This window comes from Ruegeria sp. YTSC325 (genome assembly GCF_059609525.1).
Map to the genome: position 1 here is coordinate 1 of NZ_JBXWLY010000006.1, position 14405 is coordinate 14405.

Here is a 14405-nt window from a genome sequence, read left to right on the forward strand (position 1 = left end):
GTTTTACCATGGTCAACGTGGCCAATCGTGCCGATGTTGACGTGCGGTTTTGTACGCTCAAACTTTTCCTTTGCCATGATGGCCTCCTTTTTCGGTAATGAAGGGAGCCCGTGAACCGGACCCCCTCAAATCTTTGGTTATGCGTATTTCGCCTGGATCTCGTCCGAGATGTTCTGCGGAACCGGATCGTAGTGATCGAACTGCATGGTGAACTGGGCACGGCCCGACGACATCGAACGCAGAGTGTTGATGTAGCCGAACATGTTCGCCAGCGGAACGAACGCATCGATCGCGATCGCGTTGCCGCGCGGTTCCTGACCAGACACCTGGCCACGACGCGAGGTCAGGTCGCCGATGATACCGCCGGTATATTCTTCCGGAGTGATCACTTCGACCTTCATGATCGGTTCCAACAGTTTCGCGCCAGCTTTGCGCATGCCTTCACGCATACACATACGGGCCGCGATTTCGAACGCCAGAACGCTCGAGTCAACGTCGTGGAACTTACCGTCCAGCAGGGCAACCTTGAAGTCGATCACGGGGAAACCAGCCAGCGGGCCGCTATCCATGACCGAGTTGATGCCTTTTTCAACACCCGGGATGTATTCCTTCGGAACGGCACCACCAACGATGCGGCTTTCGAACGAATAACCTTCGCCTGGCTCGGTCGGCTGGATTTCCAGCTTAACTTCACCGAACTGACCCGAACCACCCGACTGTTTCTTGTGGGTGTAGGTGTGCTCGACCGGCATCGAGATGGTTTCACGATAGGCCACCTGCGGTGCACCAATGTTCGCTTCAACCTTGAACTCGCGCTTCAGACGGTCAACCAGGATGTCCAGGTGAAGTTCGCCCATGCCCTTCATGATGGTCTGACCGGATTCCAAGTCAGTTTCCACACGGAAGGACGGGTCTTCGGCGGCCAGACGGGCCAGACCCTGGGACATCTTCTCTTGGTCGCCCTTGGTTTTGGGCTCAACCGCGATCTCGATCACCGGATCGGGGAAGGTCATGGTTTCCAGAACGACCGGCTCTTTCGCGTCACACAGGGTGTCACCGGTGGTGGTGTCTTTCAGACCCGCCAGCGCGATGATGTCGCCTGCAAACGCTTCTTCGATCTCTTCCCGGTTGTTGGAGTGCATCATCATCATACGACCGATGCGCTCTTTCTTACCTTTGGTCGAGTTCAGGATCGAGTCACCCTTGTTCATGGTGCCCGAGTAGATCCGGGTGAAGGTCAGCGAGCCAACGAAGGGGTCGTTCATGATTTTGAACGCCAGACCCGAGAAGGCCATGTCGTCATCAGCACGACGGGCGATGTCACGAACTTCTTCCTCGTCGCCGGGTTTGAAGCCCATGTAATCAACAACGTCCAGCGGGCTGGGCAGATAGTCGATCACAGCGTTGAGCAGAGGCTGAACACCTTTGTTCTTGAACGCCGAACCACCCAGAACCGGAACGAACGCGATGTCCAAAGTACCTTTGCGCAGCAGGGCGCGCAGGGTCGGAACGTCGGGCTCATTGCCTTCCAGGTATTCCATCATCGCGTCGTCGTCCATTTCGACGGCCGCTTCGATCATCTTGCCGCGCCATTCGTCAGCCATGTCTTTCAGGCTGTCGCGGATCGGCGCTTTGATCCAGCTTGCGCCCAGATCTTCGCCCTGCCACAGCCATTCTTCCATGGTGACCAGGTCGATCAGACCTTCCAGCTCGGACTCGGCACCAATCGGAATACCAACCGGAACAGCGCGTGCGCCGGTGCGGTCTTCGATCATGCGAACGCAGTTGAAGAAGTCTGCGCCGATCTTGTCCATCTTGTTGACGAAAACCATACGCGGAACCTTGTAGCGGTCAGCCTGACGCCACACGGTTTCGGTCTGGGGCTCAACACCGGCGTTTGCGTCCAGAACGCAGACGGCACCGTCGAGAACCGCCAGCGAACGCTCAACTTCGATGGTGAAGTCAACGTGGCCGGGGGTGTCGATGATGTTCAGGCGGTGCTTGGGGGTATCGGCGGTCTGACCGTCCTCGGTGCGCTCCCAGAAAGTGGTGGTCGCAGCCGAAGTGATGGTGATGCCGCGTTCCTGCTCCTGCTCCATCCAGTCCATGGTGGCTGCACCATCGTGCACCTCACCGATGTTGTGGGATTTACCAGTGTAATACAGGATACGCTCCGAGCAGGTGGTCTTACCTGCGTCGATGTGCGCCATGATACCGAAGTTACGGTATAGTTCGAGCGGATATTCGCGTGCCATTTTGGATAAGCCTCTGGATTACCAACGGTAGTGGCTGAAGGCTTTGTTCGCCTCGGCCATCTTGTGGGTGTCTTCGCGCTTCTTCACGGCAGTACCGCGGGACTGTACAGCGTCCAGCAGCTCACCGGCGAGGCGTTCTTCCATGGTGTTTTCGTTGCGGCCACGGGCGGCGGTGATCAGCCAGCGGATGGCCAGTGCTTCGCGGCGCTCGGGGCGCACTTCGACCGGAACCTGATAGGTTGCACCACCAACCCGGCGCGAGCGAACCTCGACCGACGGTTTGATGTTGTCGAGCGCTTCGTGGAACACTTCAACAGGTGCGCGCTTGATCTTGTTCTCAACGCGGTCAAAGGCGTTGTAAACGATGCGCTCTGCGACCGACTTCTTGCCGTCGATCATCAGGTTGTTCATGAACTTGGTCAGAACCTTGTCGCCAAATTTGGCGTCAGGCAGGACTTCGCGTTTTTCGGCGGCGTGACGACGTGACATATCAGCCTCTCCTTCTTACTTGGGACGCTTCGCGCCGTATTTCGAACGACGTTGCTTACGATCTTTGACGCCCTGAGTATCCAGAACACCGCGCAGGATGTGGTAACGCACACCGGGAAGGTCTTTTACACGGCCGCCACGGATCAGAACAACCGAGTGTTCCTGCAAGTTGTGGCTTTCACCGGGGATGTACGAGATGACCTCGAACCCGTTGGTCAGGCGCACTTTGGCAACCTTACGCATAGCCGAGTTCGGCTTTTTCGGTGTGGTGGTGTACACACGGGTGCAGACGCCGCGTTTCTGCGGGCACTGCTCCAGGTGCATGGACTTCGAGCGTTTTACTTTGGGCTGCCGCGGCTTGCGGATCAGCTGTTGAATAGTTGGCATTCCGGTTTCTTCCCCGTTTTGCAACACACATGACATGCACGCGCATTGCGTGCGGTTAAACTTTGCTGCACTCATGCGTCCACAAGCGCAAAACCCGCGAGCGTTCCCATTCCGAGGTGAACGTCGCGGTTGGTTATCAGAGGACGCGAACTGCAAAATTGTTCGGGTCTTGACCAGTCCATTACTGAGATCGGTTTTGAGGCGGCCCCCGGTACCGAGATGGGCGCGTATTAAGGGGAGTCGGCGCAAGTGTCAACAGTACACCGGACCCGTCGCATATCAGCCTGCATTCCGTTGACTTATACGGTCCGATCGTCGGCCGCCAGTGCTGCTTGCCATTGCGGGTTCGGGGGCGCAGGGGCATAGTCGGGGACAACGCCACGCACCACGGATGACCCATGCAAATCATCGGCCTGTGCCGCTTTTCCTACCCCGCCCATGGCGGCTTTCAGGTCGAACATGACACGATCGAGGAACGGCGCGCCTATCTCTACCACCCTACCCGGCTGGAAGAGAGGTTTCGCCTGTTTGAAACCACCACCCTGCCCTGTCTGCGCGAACAGACGGATGAAGATTTCCAATTGCTCATCGCGATCGGGGATTGCCTGCCGAAACCCGCATTTGATCGGCTGCACGACCTGACCGCAGGCATGAAACAGGTGCAGATCATCGCCCGTCGTCCCATGCGCCACCGCCGGGTGATGAAAGAGATCCTGAACGCCGCGCGTCACGATCCCAACGTGCCCTGCATCCAGTTCCGGCATGATGATGACGACGCCGTGTCGGTGGATTTCGTCGAACGGCTACGTATCGCCGCTGACGAAGGCGGCGCGCTGATGCGCAACCACAAAACGGTCGCCATCGACTATAACCAAGGGTTCCTGGCGCGGTTCGGGCCCGAGGGCATTCACGCCGCGCAGGTGTTTCAACCGCTGCTGGGGATCGGGTTTGCCATGTACGTGCGGGGTGGAAGTGATCTGACAATCATGAATTTTGGGCATCACAGGATCGGAAACTACATGCCGGTGATCAGCTATCCAGACGCGCCGATGTGGGTGCGCACGCTGAATTCGTTCAACGATTCACCCCATGCCCGCAAAAGCAACACCCAGCTTGCACCCCTGACCCCCGAACAAGAGGGCGAGTTCATCGCCCGCTTTGCCATCGATCAGGACGCCGTGCGTCGGGTTCACTCGGCTGTATGAACCGCACGTTCGCGGAATAGAGTAAACAGCCCGGCGCCGACGACCAAAACAGCGCCAGCCATGGTGACGGCATCAGGCCAATCTCCGAACACGACCCAGCCCAATGCCAGCGCCCACAGCAGACTTGAATAACGGAATGGCGCGATGAAACCCACATCGCCCTCGCGCATGACCATGACGCTGCACAGATACCCGATCAGCACAAACACCGCAGCGCAGGCAATCATCACCCCCGCGTCGAATGGGACAGGTTGCCAGCCCGTGGTCGCAGAGGCGATCCCGGCCGACACCGTAATAGTAACCGATGTCGCCAGCGTCACCGTCAGCGAAGGCACATGAACGGTCATGCGCCGCGTGATCAGATCCCTCACAGTGACGGACAATACCGCAATCAGAGCGTAGATGGCATAGATGCTGAAACCTTCGGGGCCCGGCCGGACGATCAGCAGCATGCCAGTAAAGCCCAACCCGATAGCCACGATCCGCCGCCAACCGATTTGCTCCCGAAAGAACAGCACCGCGCCTAAAGTCACTGTCAGTGGTAGCGCCTGCAACACGGCGGTCACATTGGCCAATGGCATGTGCAACAACGCAGTCAAAAAGAAGAACGTGGCCGACAACTCGGCCAGACAACGCGCGGCGATCAGCCATTTGTCGTGGCGTGGAAAGTTCAGATGCAAAGCCCCCAAATGCCGCGCCAAGAGATAGACCAGAACCGTCGCCAAAGCCCCGCGCATCGCCACCATCTGGAACAAAGGCACCTGCTCCCCTGCCAGCTTGATCAGCGTATCATTGATGGTAAAGCCCGCCATGCTGCCCATCATCAGCAGGGCGCCTTTTATGTTTGGAGACATGGAAACAGAACTCAGATATTTTCGTGCTCATTCGCGGGGATGACGCGCTGCAAGTCAATAGACGTGGCTGGAAAAGTGAATTGCAGATCGCACCAATGTGTTGAACGGTTTGACCATTCTAAAGCTAATTTTCTGGAGACATTGTGTTTGAGAAGAATTCTCAAGGTTTTGGTCAGCGACCACATCGCTACCAAACCCGTGGTGATCAGCCGCAACCAAAGGCGCGCGTGACACAGTCGAAAACCCGCAGATCTCAGCCTGGCCCGACCCCTATCAGATTTGACTTAGTGTTTTGGGGCGCTCTCAGCTCGTTGTTGTGTTTTTCCTATTTTTCAACCTTCAAGCAATTTCTGATCTGGCACCGGAATCCGTGAAAAACGGTGACACGCCGGGCGCGTTTGGAGTGCCTGTTGCCATATTGACCATTGTTTGGATCGCCGCCATTCCAGTCTTGTTTGTTCGCGGCGTCTATCGAAGTGCGCTAAGCGGAAAACTACTTCTTAATTGGTTTGCGACGGGCGCGTTTGTGGAGGTTGCGCTTGGCGTTCTGTTCCTGAATCTGAGCACTTGAACGCACATCTGTCGCATTGCCTGAGCCCACCGCGCGCCTTTTTTGATACGATCGGCGCTCTGTTCGGCAAGACCACAACAACAAAAAAAGGCCCCGCGTTTCCGCAGGGCCTGTTCTTTGCTCTGAAACCGTGTTTATTCGCGGCTTTCGGGGGCGTCGACCACGATGTCCAGCTCATCACCGACCATGTCGTCGTCAATAACCGGAGCAGCCAGAGCAGCGGCTGCTTCGGCCTCTTCCCGGCGCGCCTCGATGACGACGTTGTCGCGACCTTGGGCCACCTGACGCACGGCCTGAGTCGCGCCACCGGTACCAGCGGGGATCAGACGACCAACGATGACGTTCTCTTTCAGGCCAACCAGCTTGTCTTTCTTGCCCTGAACCGAGGCTTCGGTCAGCACGCGAGTGGTTTCCTGGAACGACGCCGCCGAGATGAACGAACGCGTTTGCAGCGAGGCTTTGGTGATCCCCAGAAGGATCGGCTCGCCCTGTGCCGGACGACCACCGCGGGCGATGGTCTTCTCGTTGGCCGCATCGAACTCTTGCTTGTCGACATGCTCGCCTTTCAGCAGGGTGGTGTCGCCTGAATCCAAGATCTCCCACTTCTGCAGCATCTGGCGCACGATAACCTCGATGTGCTTATCGTTGATCTTCACGCCCTGCAGACGATACACGTCCTGCACCTCGTCGATCATGTAATCCGCCAGCGCTTCGACACCCATGATGGACAGGATGTCATGCGGAGCAGGGTTACCGTCCATCAGGTACTCACCCTTCTGGATGAAGTCCCCTTCGGCGACCGGGATGTGCTTGCCCTTGGGCACCATGTATTCAATGGTCTCCATGGACTCGTCAGCCGGCTCGATGCTGATGCGGCGCTTGTTCTTGTAGTCGCGGCCAAAGCGCACGTAACCATCGGCTTCTGCGATGATCGCGTGATCTTTCGGACGACGGGCTTCGAACAGTTCGGCCACACGCGGCAGACCACCGGTGATGTCCTTGGTCTTGGCGCCTTCACGCGGGATACGCGCGACAACGTCACCAGCTTCGACAGTTTGACCATCTTCGACCGACAGGATCGCATCCACCGACATCGGATAGTGAACCGGGTTGCCCGCATCGTTGCGGACTGGTTCGCCATCTTCACCGACCAGAATGATCTCGGGCTTGAGGTCGCTGCCTTTGGGGGCGGCGCGCCAGTCGATCACGATCTTCTGGGTCATACCGGTTGCATCGTCGGTCTCATCCCGGACAGCGATGCCCGAAACAAGGTCGACATATTTCGCGGTACCGGCTTTCTCGGCGATGATCGGCAGAGTGTAGGGATCCCATTCATACAGCTTGTCGCCGCGAGCAACCTTGGCGCCATCCTTGACGAACAGCTTGGAGCCGTAGCCCAGCTTGAAGCTGGCACGCTCTTCGCCGTGTTCGTCGTTGATCACCAGCTTCATGTTCCGGCCCATGACCAGGCTTTCGCCTGCGGCATTGATCAGAATCTGCGGGTTCTCGAACGCGACAACACCTTCTTGGTTCGCTTCCTGGAACGACTGCTGACCACCTTGCGCAACGCCACCGATGTGGAAGGTCCGCATGGTCAGCTGTGTACCGGGTTCACCGATCGACTGCGCGGCGATGATGCCGACAGCCTCACCCGTGTTCACCATGGTACCGCGTGCAAGGTCACGACCGTAGCAGGTGGCACAGACGCCTTCCTCGGACTCACAGGTCAGAGGCGAGCGGATGCGCATCGAGGCAACGCCAGCTTCATCGATAGTGTCGGCCATGCGTTCGTCGATCAACTGACCAGCTGCAACCAGCACCTCATCCGTACCCGGACGCAGAACGTCGTCAGCAGATACACGGCCCAGCACGCGCTCGGCCAGCGAAGCAACAACCTCACCGTCATTCACGGCGGCTTCGGCAGTGATCGCACGTTCGGTGCCACAGTCGATCTCACGAACGATACAGTCTTGCGCCACATCCACCAGACGACGGGTCAGGTAACCCGAGTTCGCCGTCTTAAGAGCGGTATCCGACAGACCCTTACGGGCACCGTGGGTCGAGTTGAAGTACTCGAGAACGGTCAGACCTTCTTTAAAGTTTGAGATGATCGGCGTCTCGATGATGTCACCGTTCGGCTTGGCCATCAGGCCGCGCATACCGCCCAGCTGTTTCATCTGAGTGACCGAGCCACGCGCGCCCGAGTGGGCCATCATGTAGACCGAGTTCGGCTCCTGCTCAGAACCGTCCGCTGCCCGATCCGACGACGAAATCGTCGACATCATGGCCTCGGTGACGCGGTCGTTACACTTCGACCAGGCATCGACAACTTTGTTGTACTTTTCGCCCTGAGTAATCAGGCCGTCCATGTACTGCTGTTCAAAGTCCTTCACCTGACCGCGGGTGTCATCAACAATGCCCCACTTGTCGTCCGGAATGACCATGTCGTCCTTACCGAACGAGATGCCCGCCTTGAACGCTTCTTTGAAGCCCATCGACATGATCTGGTCACAGAAGATAACCGACTCTTTCTGACCGCAATAGCGGTAGACGGTGTCGATCACCTGCTGCACTTCTTTCTTCCGCAGCAGACGGTTGACCAGCTCGAACGGTGCTTTGTTGTTCATCGGCAGCAATGCACCCAGGCGCAGACGGCCAGGAGTGGTTTCAAAACGCTTCTGAACCTCGTTGCCTTCGTCGTCGATCTGCGTGATCCGCGCGGTGATTTTCGAGTGCAGGTGCACTTCGCCGGAATCCAGCGCGTGCTGAACTTCGTCGATCGACCCGAACACCTTGCCTTCGCCCGGCATGCCTTCGCGTTCCAGCGTCACATAGTAGAGACCCAGAATCATATCCTGCGACGGAACGATGATCGGCGCGCCGTTTGCAGGCGACAGAACGTTGTTCGTCGACATCATCAGAACACGCGCTTCCAACTGGGCCTCAAGGCTCAGCGGGACGTGAACGGCCATCTGGTCACCGTCGAAGTCGGCGTTAAAGGCCGAACAGACCAGCGGGTGCAGCTGGATGGCTTTACCTTCGATCAGAACGGGCTCGAACGCCTGAATGCCAAGACGGTGCAGCGTCGGTGCACGGTTCAGCATGACAGGGTGTTCGCGGATCACCTCGTCGAGGATATCCCACACTTCGGGACGCTCTTTTTCGACCAGTTTCTTCGCCTGTTTCACGGTCGAAGACAGACCCTTGGCTTCAAGGCGCGAGTAGATGAACGGCTTGAACAGCTCCAGCGCCATCTTCTTGGGCAGACCACACTGGTGCAGCTTGAGTTCCGGACCGGTCACAATGACCGAACGGCCCGAGAAGTCGACCCGCTTACCCAGAAGGTTCTGACGGAAGCGACCCTGCTTACCCTTCAGCATGTCCGACAGCGATTTCAGCGGACGCTTGTTTGCGCCAGTGATTACGCGGCCACGACGGCCGTTGTCGAACAGAGCGTCAACGGATTCCTGCAACATCCGCTTTTCGTTGCGGACGATGATGTCAGGTGCGCGCAGTTCGATCAGACGCTTCAGACGGTTGTTCCGGTTGATGACGCGGCGATACAGATCGTTCAGATCCGAAGTCGCGAAACGGCCACCATCCAGCGGAACCAGCGGACGCAGTTCCGGCGGAATGACCGGGATCACGGTCATCACCATCCACTCGGGTCGGTTGCCCGACTCGAGGAAGCTCTCAACAACCTTCAGGCGCTTGATGATCTTCTTGGGCTTAAGTTCGCCGGTTGCTTCGGCCAGATCAGCGCGCAGCTGCTCGGCTTCGGCTTCCAGATCGATCTGGGCCAGCATCTCACGGATGGCTTCGGCACCGATATTCGCGGTGAACGCGTCCATGCCATAGGCATCCTGCGCATCCATGTACTCTTCTTCGGTCAGCATCTGGCCGTAGGTCAGGTCAGTCAGACCGGGCTCGATGACGACATAGTTTTCAAAGTACAGGACGCGTTCCAGATCGCGCAGCGTCATGTCCAGCATCAGACCGATGCGGGACGGCAGCGATTTCAGGAACCAGATGTGCGCAACGGGTGCTGCCAGTTCGATGTGGCCCATACGCTCGCGGCGGACTTTTTGCAGAGTGACTTCAACGCCACACTTCTCGCAGACAACGCCGCGATACTTCATCCGCTTATATTTGCCGCACAGACATTCGTAGTCTTTGATCGGGCCAAAAATACGCGCGCAGAACAGGCCGTCACGTTCAGGCTTGAACGTCCGGTAGTTGATGGTTTCGGGTTTCTTGATCTCGCCATAGGACCAAGACAGGATCCGCTCGGGCGACGCCAACGAGACCTTGATCTCGTCGAAAACCTTCGGGGGCGTCAGCGGGTTGAACGGGTTGTTGGTGATTTCCTGGTTCATTTGTTACCTCAAATCTTGCGGAAGGGGGGACGGGAGAAAGGGCAGCGCCCTTACTCCTCAACCTCCGCATCCAGGAGTTCCATATTCAGGCCAAGGCCACGGACTTCTTTAACCAGAACGTTGAACGATTCCGGTACGCCCGCTTCAAAGTTATCCTCGCCCTTGACGATCGACTCATAGACCTTGGTCCGGCCGGCGACGTCATCCGATTTCACGGTGAGCATCTCCTGCAGGGTGTAGGCGGCACCGTAAGCTTCCAGAGCCCAGACCTCCATTTCACCAAAGCGCTGACCACCGAACTGCGCCTTACCACCCAGCGGCTGCTGGGTAACCAGGCTGTACGGCCCGGTCGAACGCGCGTGGATTTTGTCGTCCACAAGGTGGTGCAGTTTCAGCAAGTACTTGATGCCCACGGTGACCGGACGTGCAAATTGCTCACCGGTGCGACCGTCGAACAGAACCGACTGACCGCTTTCCGAGAAGCCCGCACGCACCAGCGCGTCGTTGACGTCAGCCTCTTTGGCGCCGTCGAAGACCGGGGTTGCGATCGGAACACCACGGGTCACGTTGCCCGCAGCCTCGATCAGGCCATCCTCGTCCAGACCGGTGATGCCTTCTTCGTAGACATTCTCGCCATAGGCCAGCTTCATCGCTTCGCGCACCGGGGTCAGATCGCCGGACCGGCGGTATTCACCCAGAGCTTCGTCGATGTTCAGACCCAGACCGCGCGCGGCCCAACCCATATGGGTTTCAAGGATCTGACCAACGTTCATACGCGAAGGCACACCCAGCGGGTTCAGACAGAAGTCAACCGGCGTACCATCGGCCAGGAACGGCATGTCTTCCATCGGAACAACCTTGGAGATCACACCTTTGTTCCCGTGACGACCGGCCATCTTGTCGCCCGGCTGCAGCTTACGCTTCACGGCGATGAAGACTTTGACCATCTTCATCACACCCGGGGGCAGGTCGTCGCCACGGCGGACTTTCTCGACCTTGTCTTCAAAACGGGCGTCCAGAGCGCGTTTCTGCACTTCGTACTGCTCGTTCAGAGCCTCAACGATCTGTGCGTCTTGCTCACCTTCCAGCGCCAGCTGCCACCACTGACCACGGGTCAGGGTTTCCAGCAGCTCTTCGGTGATCACCGAGCCCGGCTTGACGCCTTTCGGGCCTTTCACAGCGGTTTTGCCCAGGATCAGACCTTGCAGACGCGCATAGATGTTGCGGTCCAGGATCGCCAGCTCGTCGTCCCGGTCACGGGCCAGACGTTCGACTTCCTCACGCTCGATCTGCAGCGCACGCTCGTCTTTTTCGACGCCGTGACGGTTGAAAACGCGAACCTCAACGACCGTACCGTAGTCACCCGGCTTCACGCGCAGCGAGGTGTCGCGCACGTCAGATGCTTTTTCGCCAAAGATGGCGCGCAGCAGCTTTTCTTCCGGGGTCATCGGGCTTTCGCCCTTCGGAGTGATCTTGCCGACCAGAATATCGCCCGGCTCAACATCCGCACCGATGTAAACGATGCCCGCCTCGTCGAGGTTGCGCAGCGCTTCTTCACCGACGTTCGGGATGTCGCGGGTGATCTCTTCCGGACCCAGCTTGGTGTCACGAGCGGCGACTTCGAATTCCTCGATATGGACCGAGGTAAAGACGTCGTCACGCGCGATACGTTCCGAGATCAGGATCGAGTCTTCGTAGTTGTAACCGTTCCACGGCATGAACGCGACGACCACGTTCTTACCAAGGGCCAGTTCGCCCATGTCGGTCGACGGACCGTCGGCAATGACTTCGCCCTTCTGGACGGTGTCACCCACCTTGATCAGCGGACGCTGGTTGATGCAGGTGTTCTGGTTCGAACGCTGGAATTTACGCAGACGATAGATGTCAACGCCAGCGTCGCCCAGTTCCAGATCTTCGGTGGCGCGGATAACGATACGCTGGGCATCGACCTGGTCGATGATACCGGCGCGTTTCGCCTGAATCGCAGCGCCTGAGTCGATCGCAACCTTTTCCTCGATCCCGGTACCGACCAGCGGTGCCTCGGCGCGCAGCAGCGGAACCGCCTGACGTTGCATGTTCGAGCCCATCAGAGCGCGGTTGGCGTCGTCATTTTCAAGGAACGGGATCAGCGATGCAGCGACCGAAACCAGCTGTTTTGGGCTTACGTCGATCAGGTCAACATTCTCGCGCGGGGCAAGAGTGTAGTCACCGGCCTGACGGGTCGATACCAGATCGTTGATGAACTTACCATCAGCGTCCAGCGTCGCGTTCGCCTGCGCCACGGTGTGACGCATTTCTTCGGTCGCGGACATGTAGTGAACCTCATCGGTCACCTCGGCGTCTTTGACAACGCGATAGGGTGTTTCGATGAAGCCGTACTTGTTCACGCGGGCAAAGGTGGCCAGCGAGTTGATCAGACCGATGTTCGGACCTTCGGGCGTTTCAATCGGGCACATCCGGCCATAGTGGGTCGGGTGTACGTCGCGCACCTCAAAGCCCGCACGCTCGCGCGTCAAACCACCGGGGCCAAGCGCCGAGAGACGGCGTTTGTGGGTGACTTCCGACAGCGGGTTGGTCTGGTCCATGAACTGCGACAGCTGCGACGAGCCGAAGAATTCACGAACAGCAGCCGCAGCCGGTTTCGCGTTGATCAGGTCCTGCGGCATGACAGTGTCGATCTCGACCGACGACATACGCTCTTTGATCGCGCGCTCCATGCGCAGCAGGCCAACGCGGTACTGGTTTTCCATCAGTTCGCCGACCGAGCGCACACGACGGTTGCCCAAGTGGTCGATATCGTCGATGTCGCCCTTGCCGTCACGCAGTTCCACCAGCGCTTTGATGCAGGCCACGATGTCTTCGCGACGCAGGGTACGCAGGGTGTCCGGCGCGTCCAGAGCCAGACGCATGTTCATCTTCACGCGGCCAACAGCGGACAGGTCATAGCGCTCGCTGTCGAAAAACAGCGTGTCGAACAGGGCCGACGCAGCCTCAACGGTGGGCGGCTCACCCGGACGCATGACGCGGTAGATGTCCATCAGCGCGGTGTCGCGGCTCATGTTCTTGTCCTGAGCCATGGTGTTGCGCATGTAGGGGCCGACATTGACGTTGTCGATGTCCAGAACCGGGATGTCGGTGATGCCCGCATCCATCAGATCCTTGACAGTGCCACCAATCAGGTCGCCGTCCTTGTCGTATTCCAGGGTCAGTTCATCACCGGCTTCGACATAGATCGCGCCGTTTTCTTCGTTGATGATGTCCTTGGCGACGTACTTCCCAACGATGTTGTCGAAGGGAACCAGCAATTCGGTAACGCTGCCTTCGTCTATCAGCTTTTTGACCGCGCGCGGAGTGACTTTCTTGCCCGCTTCGGCAATCACTTCACCCGATTTCGCGTCGATCAGGTCGTATGTCGGACGAGTGCCGCGGACACGCTCGGGAAAGAACGGCGTGACCCAGCCTTTCTTTCCATCCAGCTTGTAGGAGACGGTGTTGTAATACGCGTCCATGATCGCTTCCTGATCCAGACCCAGCGCATAAAGCAGGGTCGTCACAGGCAGTTTGCGGCGACGGTCGATACGGGCAAAAACGATGTCTTTGGCGTCGAACTCAAAGTCCAGCCAGCTGCCGCGATACGGGATGATGCGGCAGGCGAACAGCAGTTTACCGGACGAGTGGGTCTTGCCCTTGTCGTGGTCAAAGAACACACCGGGCGAGCGGTGCATCTGGCTGACGATCACACGCTCGGTGCCGTTCACGATGAACGTACCGTTCGGCGTCATCAGGGGCATGTCGCCCATGAACACGTCCTGTTCTTTGATGTCTTTGACCGACTTCGCGCCGGTATCTTCATCGACATCAAACACGATCAGACGCAGAGTGACCTTCAGCGGTGCGCTGTAGGTCATGTCGCGCTGCATGCACTCTTCGACGTCGTATTTGGGTTTTTCCAGATCGTATTTCACGAACTCCAGAACGGAGGTCTCGTTGAAATCCTTGATCGGGAAAACCGACTGGAACACGCCTTTGATGCCTTCGCCGTCAGTGGGCTGTTCTGCATCGCCGGAGCGCAGGAAAAGATCATAAGAAGATTTCTGTACCTCAATGAGGTTCGGCATTTCCAACACTTCGCGGATTTTGCCGTAGTATTTACGAAGACGTTTCTGGCCAAGGAACGTTTGAGCCATGTCAGATGTCACCTTTCAAGTTCTCAGCGGGCAAAGACACCGTCGGGCCCCGGCATCCTGCACATTCGAGACGACACGTCC

General features: G+C 58.0%; 7 protein-coding genes. 1 reads left to right on the forward strand and 6 read right to left on the reverse strand.

Annotated features, from left to right (window positions below; translation table 11 throughout):
* Window positions 1-137: 137 nt before the first annotated feature.
* From fusA to rpsL, 3 genes are read right to left on the reverse strand one after another with little or no spacing between them, the layout of a single operon-like run.
* Entirely contained in the window at window positions 138-2255 is a 2118-nt protein-coding gene (gene fusA, locus AC2FF7_RS10320) for an elongation factor G (protein WP_170754422.1), read from the reverse strand.
* Window positions 2256-2273: 18 nt separating this feature from the next.
* A complete protein-coding gene (gene rpsG, locus AC2FF7_RS10325) occupies window positions 2274-2744 on the reverse strand; it encodes a 30S ribosomal protein S7 (protein WP_039529242.1) in 471 nt (156 codons plus the stop codon).
* 15 nt (window positions 2745-2759) lie between these two features.
* The gene (rpsL, locus tag AC2FF7_RS10330; RefSeq protein ID WP_005621086.1) at window positions 2760-3131 is read right to left on the reverse strand and encodes a 30S ribosomal protein S12; all 372 of its coding nucleotides are present in this window, start codon (window positions 3129-3131) and stop codon (window positions 2760-2762) included.
* 398 nt (window positions 3132-3529) lie between these two features.
* On the opposite strand from rpsL, the gene AC2FF7_RS10335 reads away from it, so the two are divergent.
* Window positions 3530-4336 (forward strand): putative rhamnosyl transferase, encoded by an 807-nt coding sequence (locus tag AC2FF7_RS10335; RefSeq protein WP_496905607.1) that lies wholly within the window; start codon window positions 3530-3532, stop codon window positions 4334-4336.
* Here the strand turns inward: AC2FF7_RS10335 and AC2FF7_RS10340 are convergent.
* From AC2FF7_RS10340 to rpoB, 3 genes are all read right to left on the reverse strand, one after another.
* Window positions 4321-5190: a DMT family transporter gene (locus AC2FF7_RS10340; RefSeq protein WP_496849363.1), complete on the reverse strand. Its 870-nt coding sequence runs from the start codon at window positions 5188-5190 to the stop codon at window positions 4321-4323. The two genes, AC2FF7_RS10335 and AC2FF7_RS10340, sit on opposite strands and share 16 nt — an antisense overlap.
* 705 nt (window positions 5191-5895) lie before the next feature.
* Entirely contained in the window at window positions 5896-10137 is a 4242-nt protein-coding gene (gene rpoC, locus AC2FF7_RS10345) for a DNA-directed RNA polymerase subunit beta' (protein ID WP_353393923.1), read from the reverse strand.
* Window positions 10138-10187: 50 nt separating this feature from the next.
* Window positions 10188-14324, reverse strand: a complete 4137-nt coding sequence (gene rpoB / locus AC2FF7_RS10350) for a DNA-directed RNA polymerase subunit beta (protein WP_480866368.1) — start codon at window positions 14322-14324, stop codon at window positions 10188-10190.
* Window positions 14325-14405: the final 81 nt, after the last annotated feature.

Bases quoted from the DNA above. Each gene is read 5' to 3' on its own strand.
- fusA (WP_170754422.1), bottom strand. From the start codon at position 2,255: ATGGCACGCGAATATCCGCTCGAACTATACCGTAACTTCGGTATCATG.
- rpsG (WP_039529242.1), bottom strand. From the start codon at position 2,744: ATGTCACGTCGTCACGCCGCCGAAAAACGCGAAGTCCTGCCTGACGCC.
- rpsL (WP_005621086.1), bottom strand. From the start codon at position 3,131: ATGCCAACTATTCAACAGCTGATCCGCAAGCCGCGGCAGCCCAAAGTA.
- AC2FF7_RS10335 (WP_496905607.1), top strand. From the start codon at position 3,530: ATGCAAATCATCGGCCTGTGCCGCTTTTCCTACCCCGCCCATGGCGGC.
- AC2FF7_RS10340 (WP_496849363.1), bottom strand. From the start codon at position 5,190: ATGTCTCCAAACATAAAAGGCGCCCTGCTGATGATGGGCAGCATGGCG.
- rpoC (WP_353393923.1), bottom strand. From the start codon at position 10,137: ATGAACCAGGAAATCACCAACAACCCGTTCAACCCGCTGACGCCCCCG.
- rpoB (WP_480866368.1), bottom strand. From the start codon at position 14,324: ATGGCTCAAACGTTCCTTGGCCAGAAACGTCTTCGTAAATACTACGGC.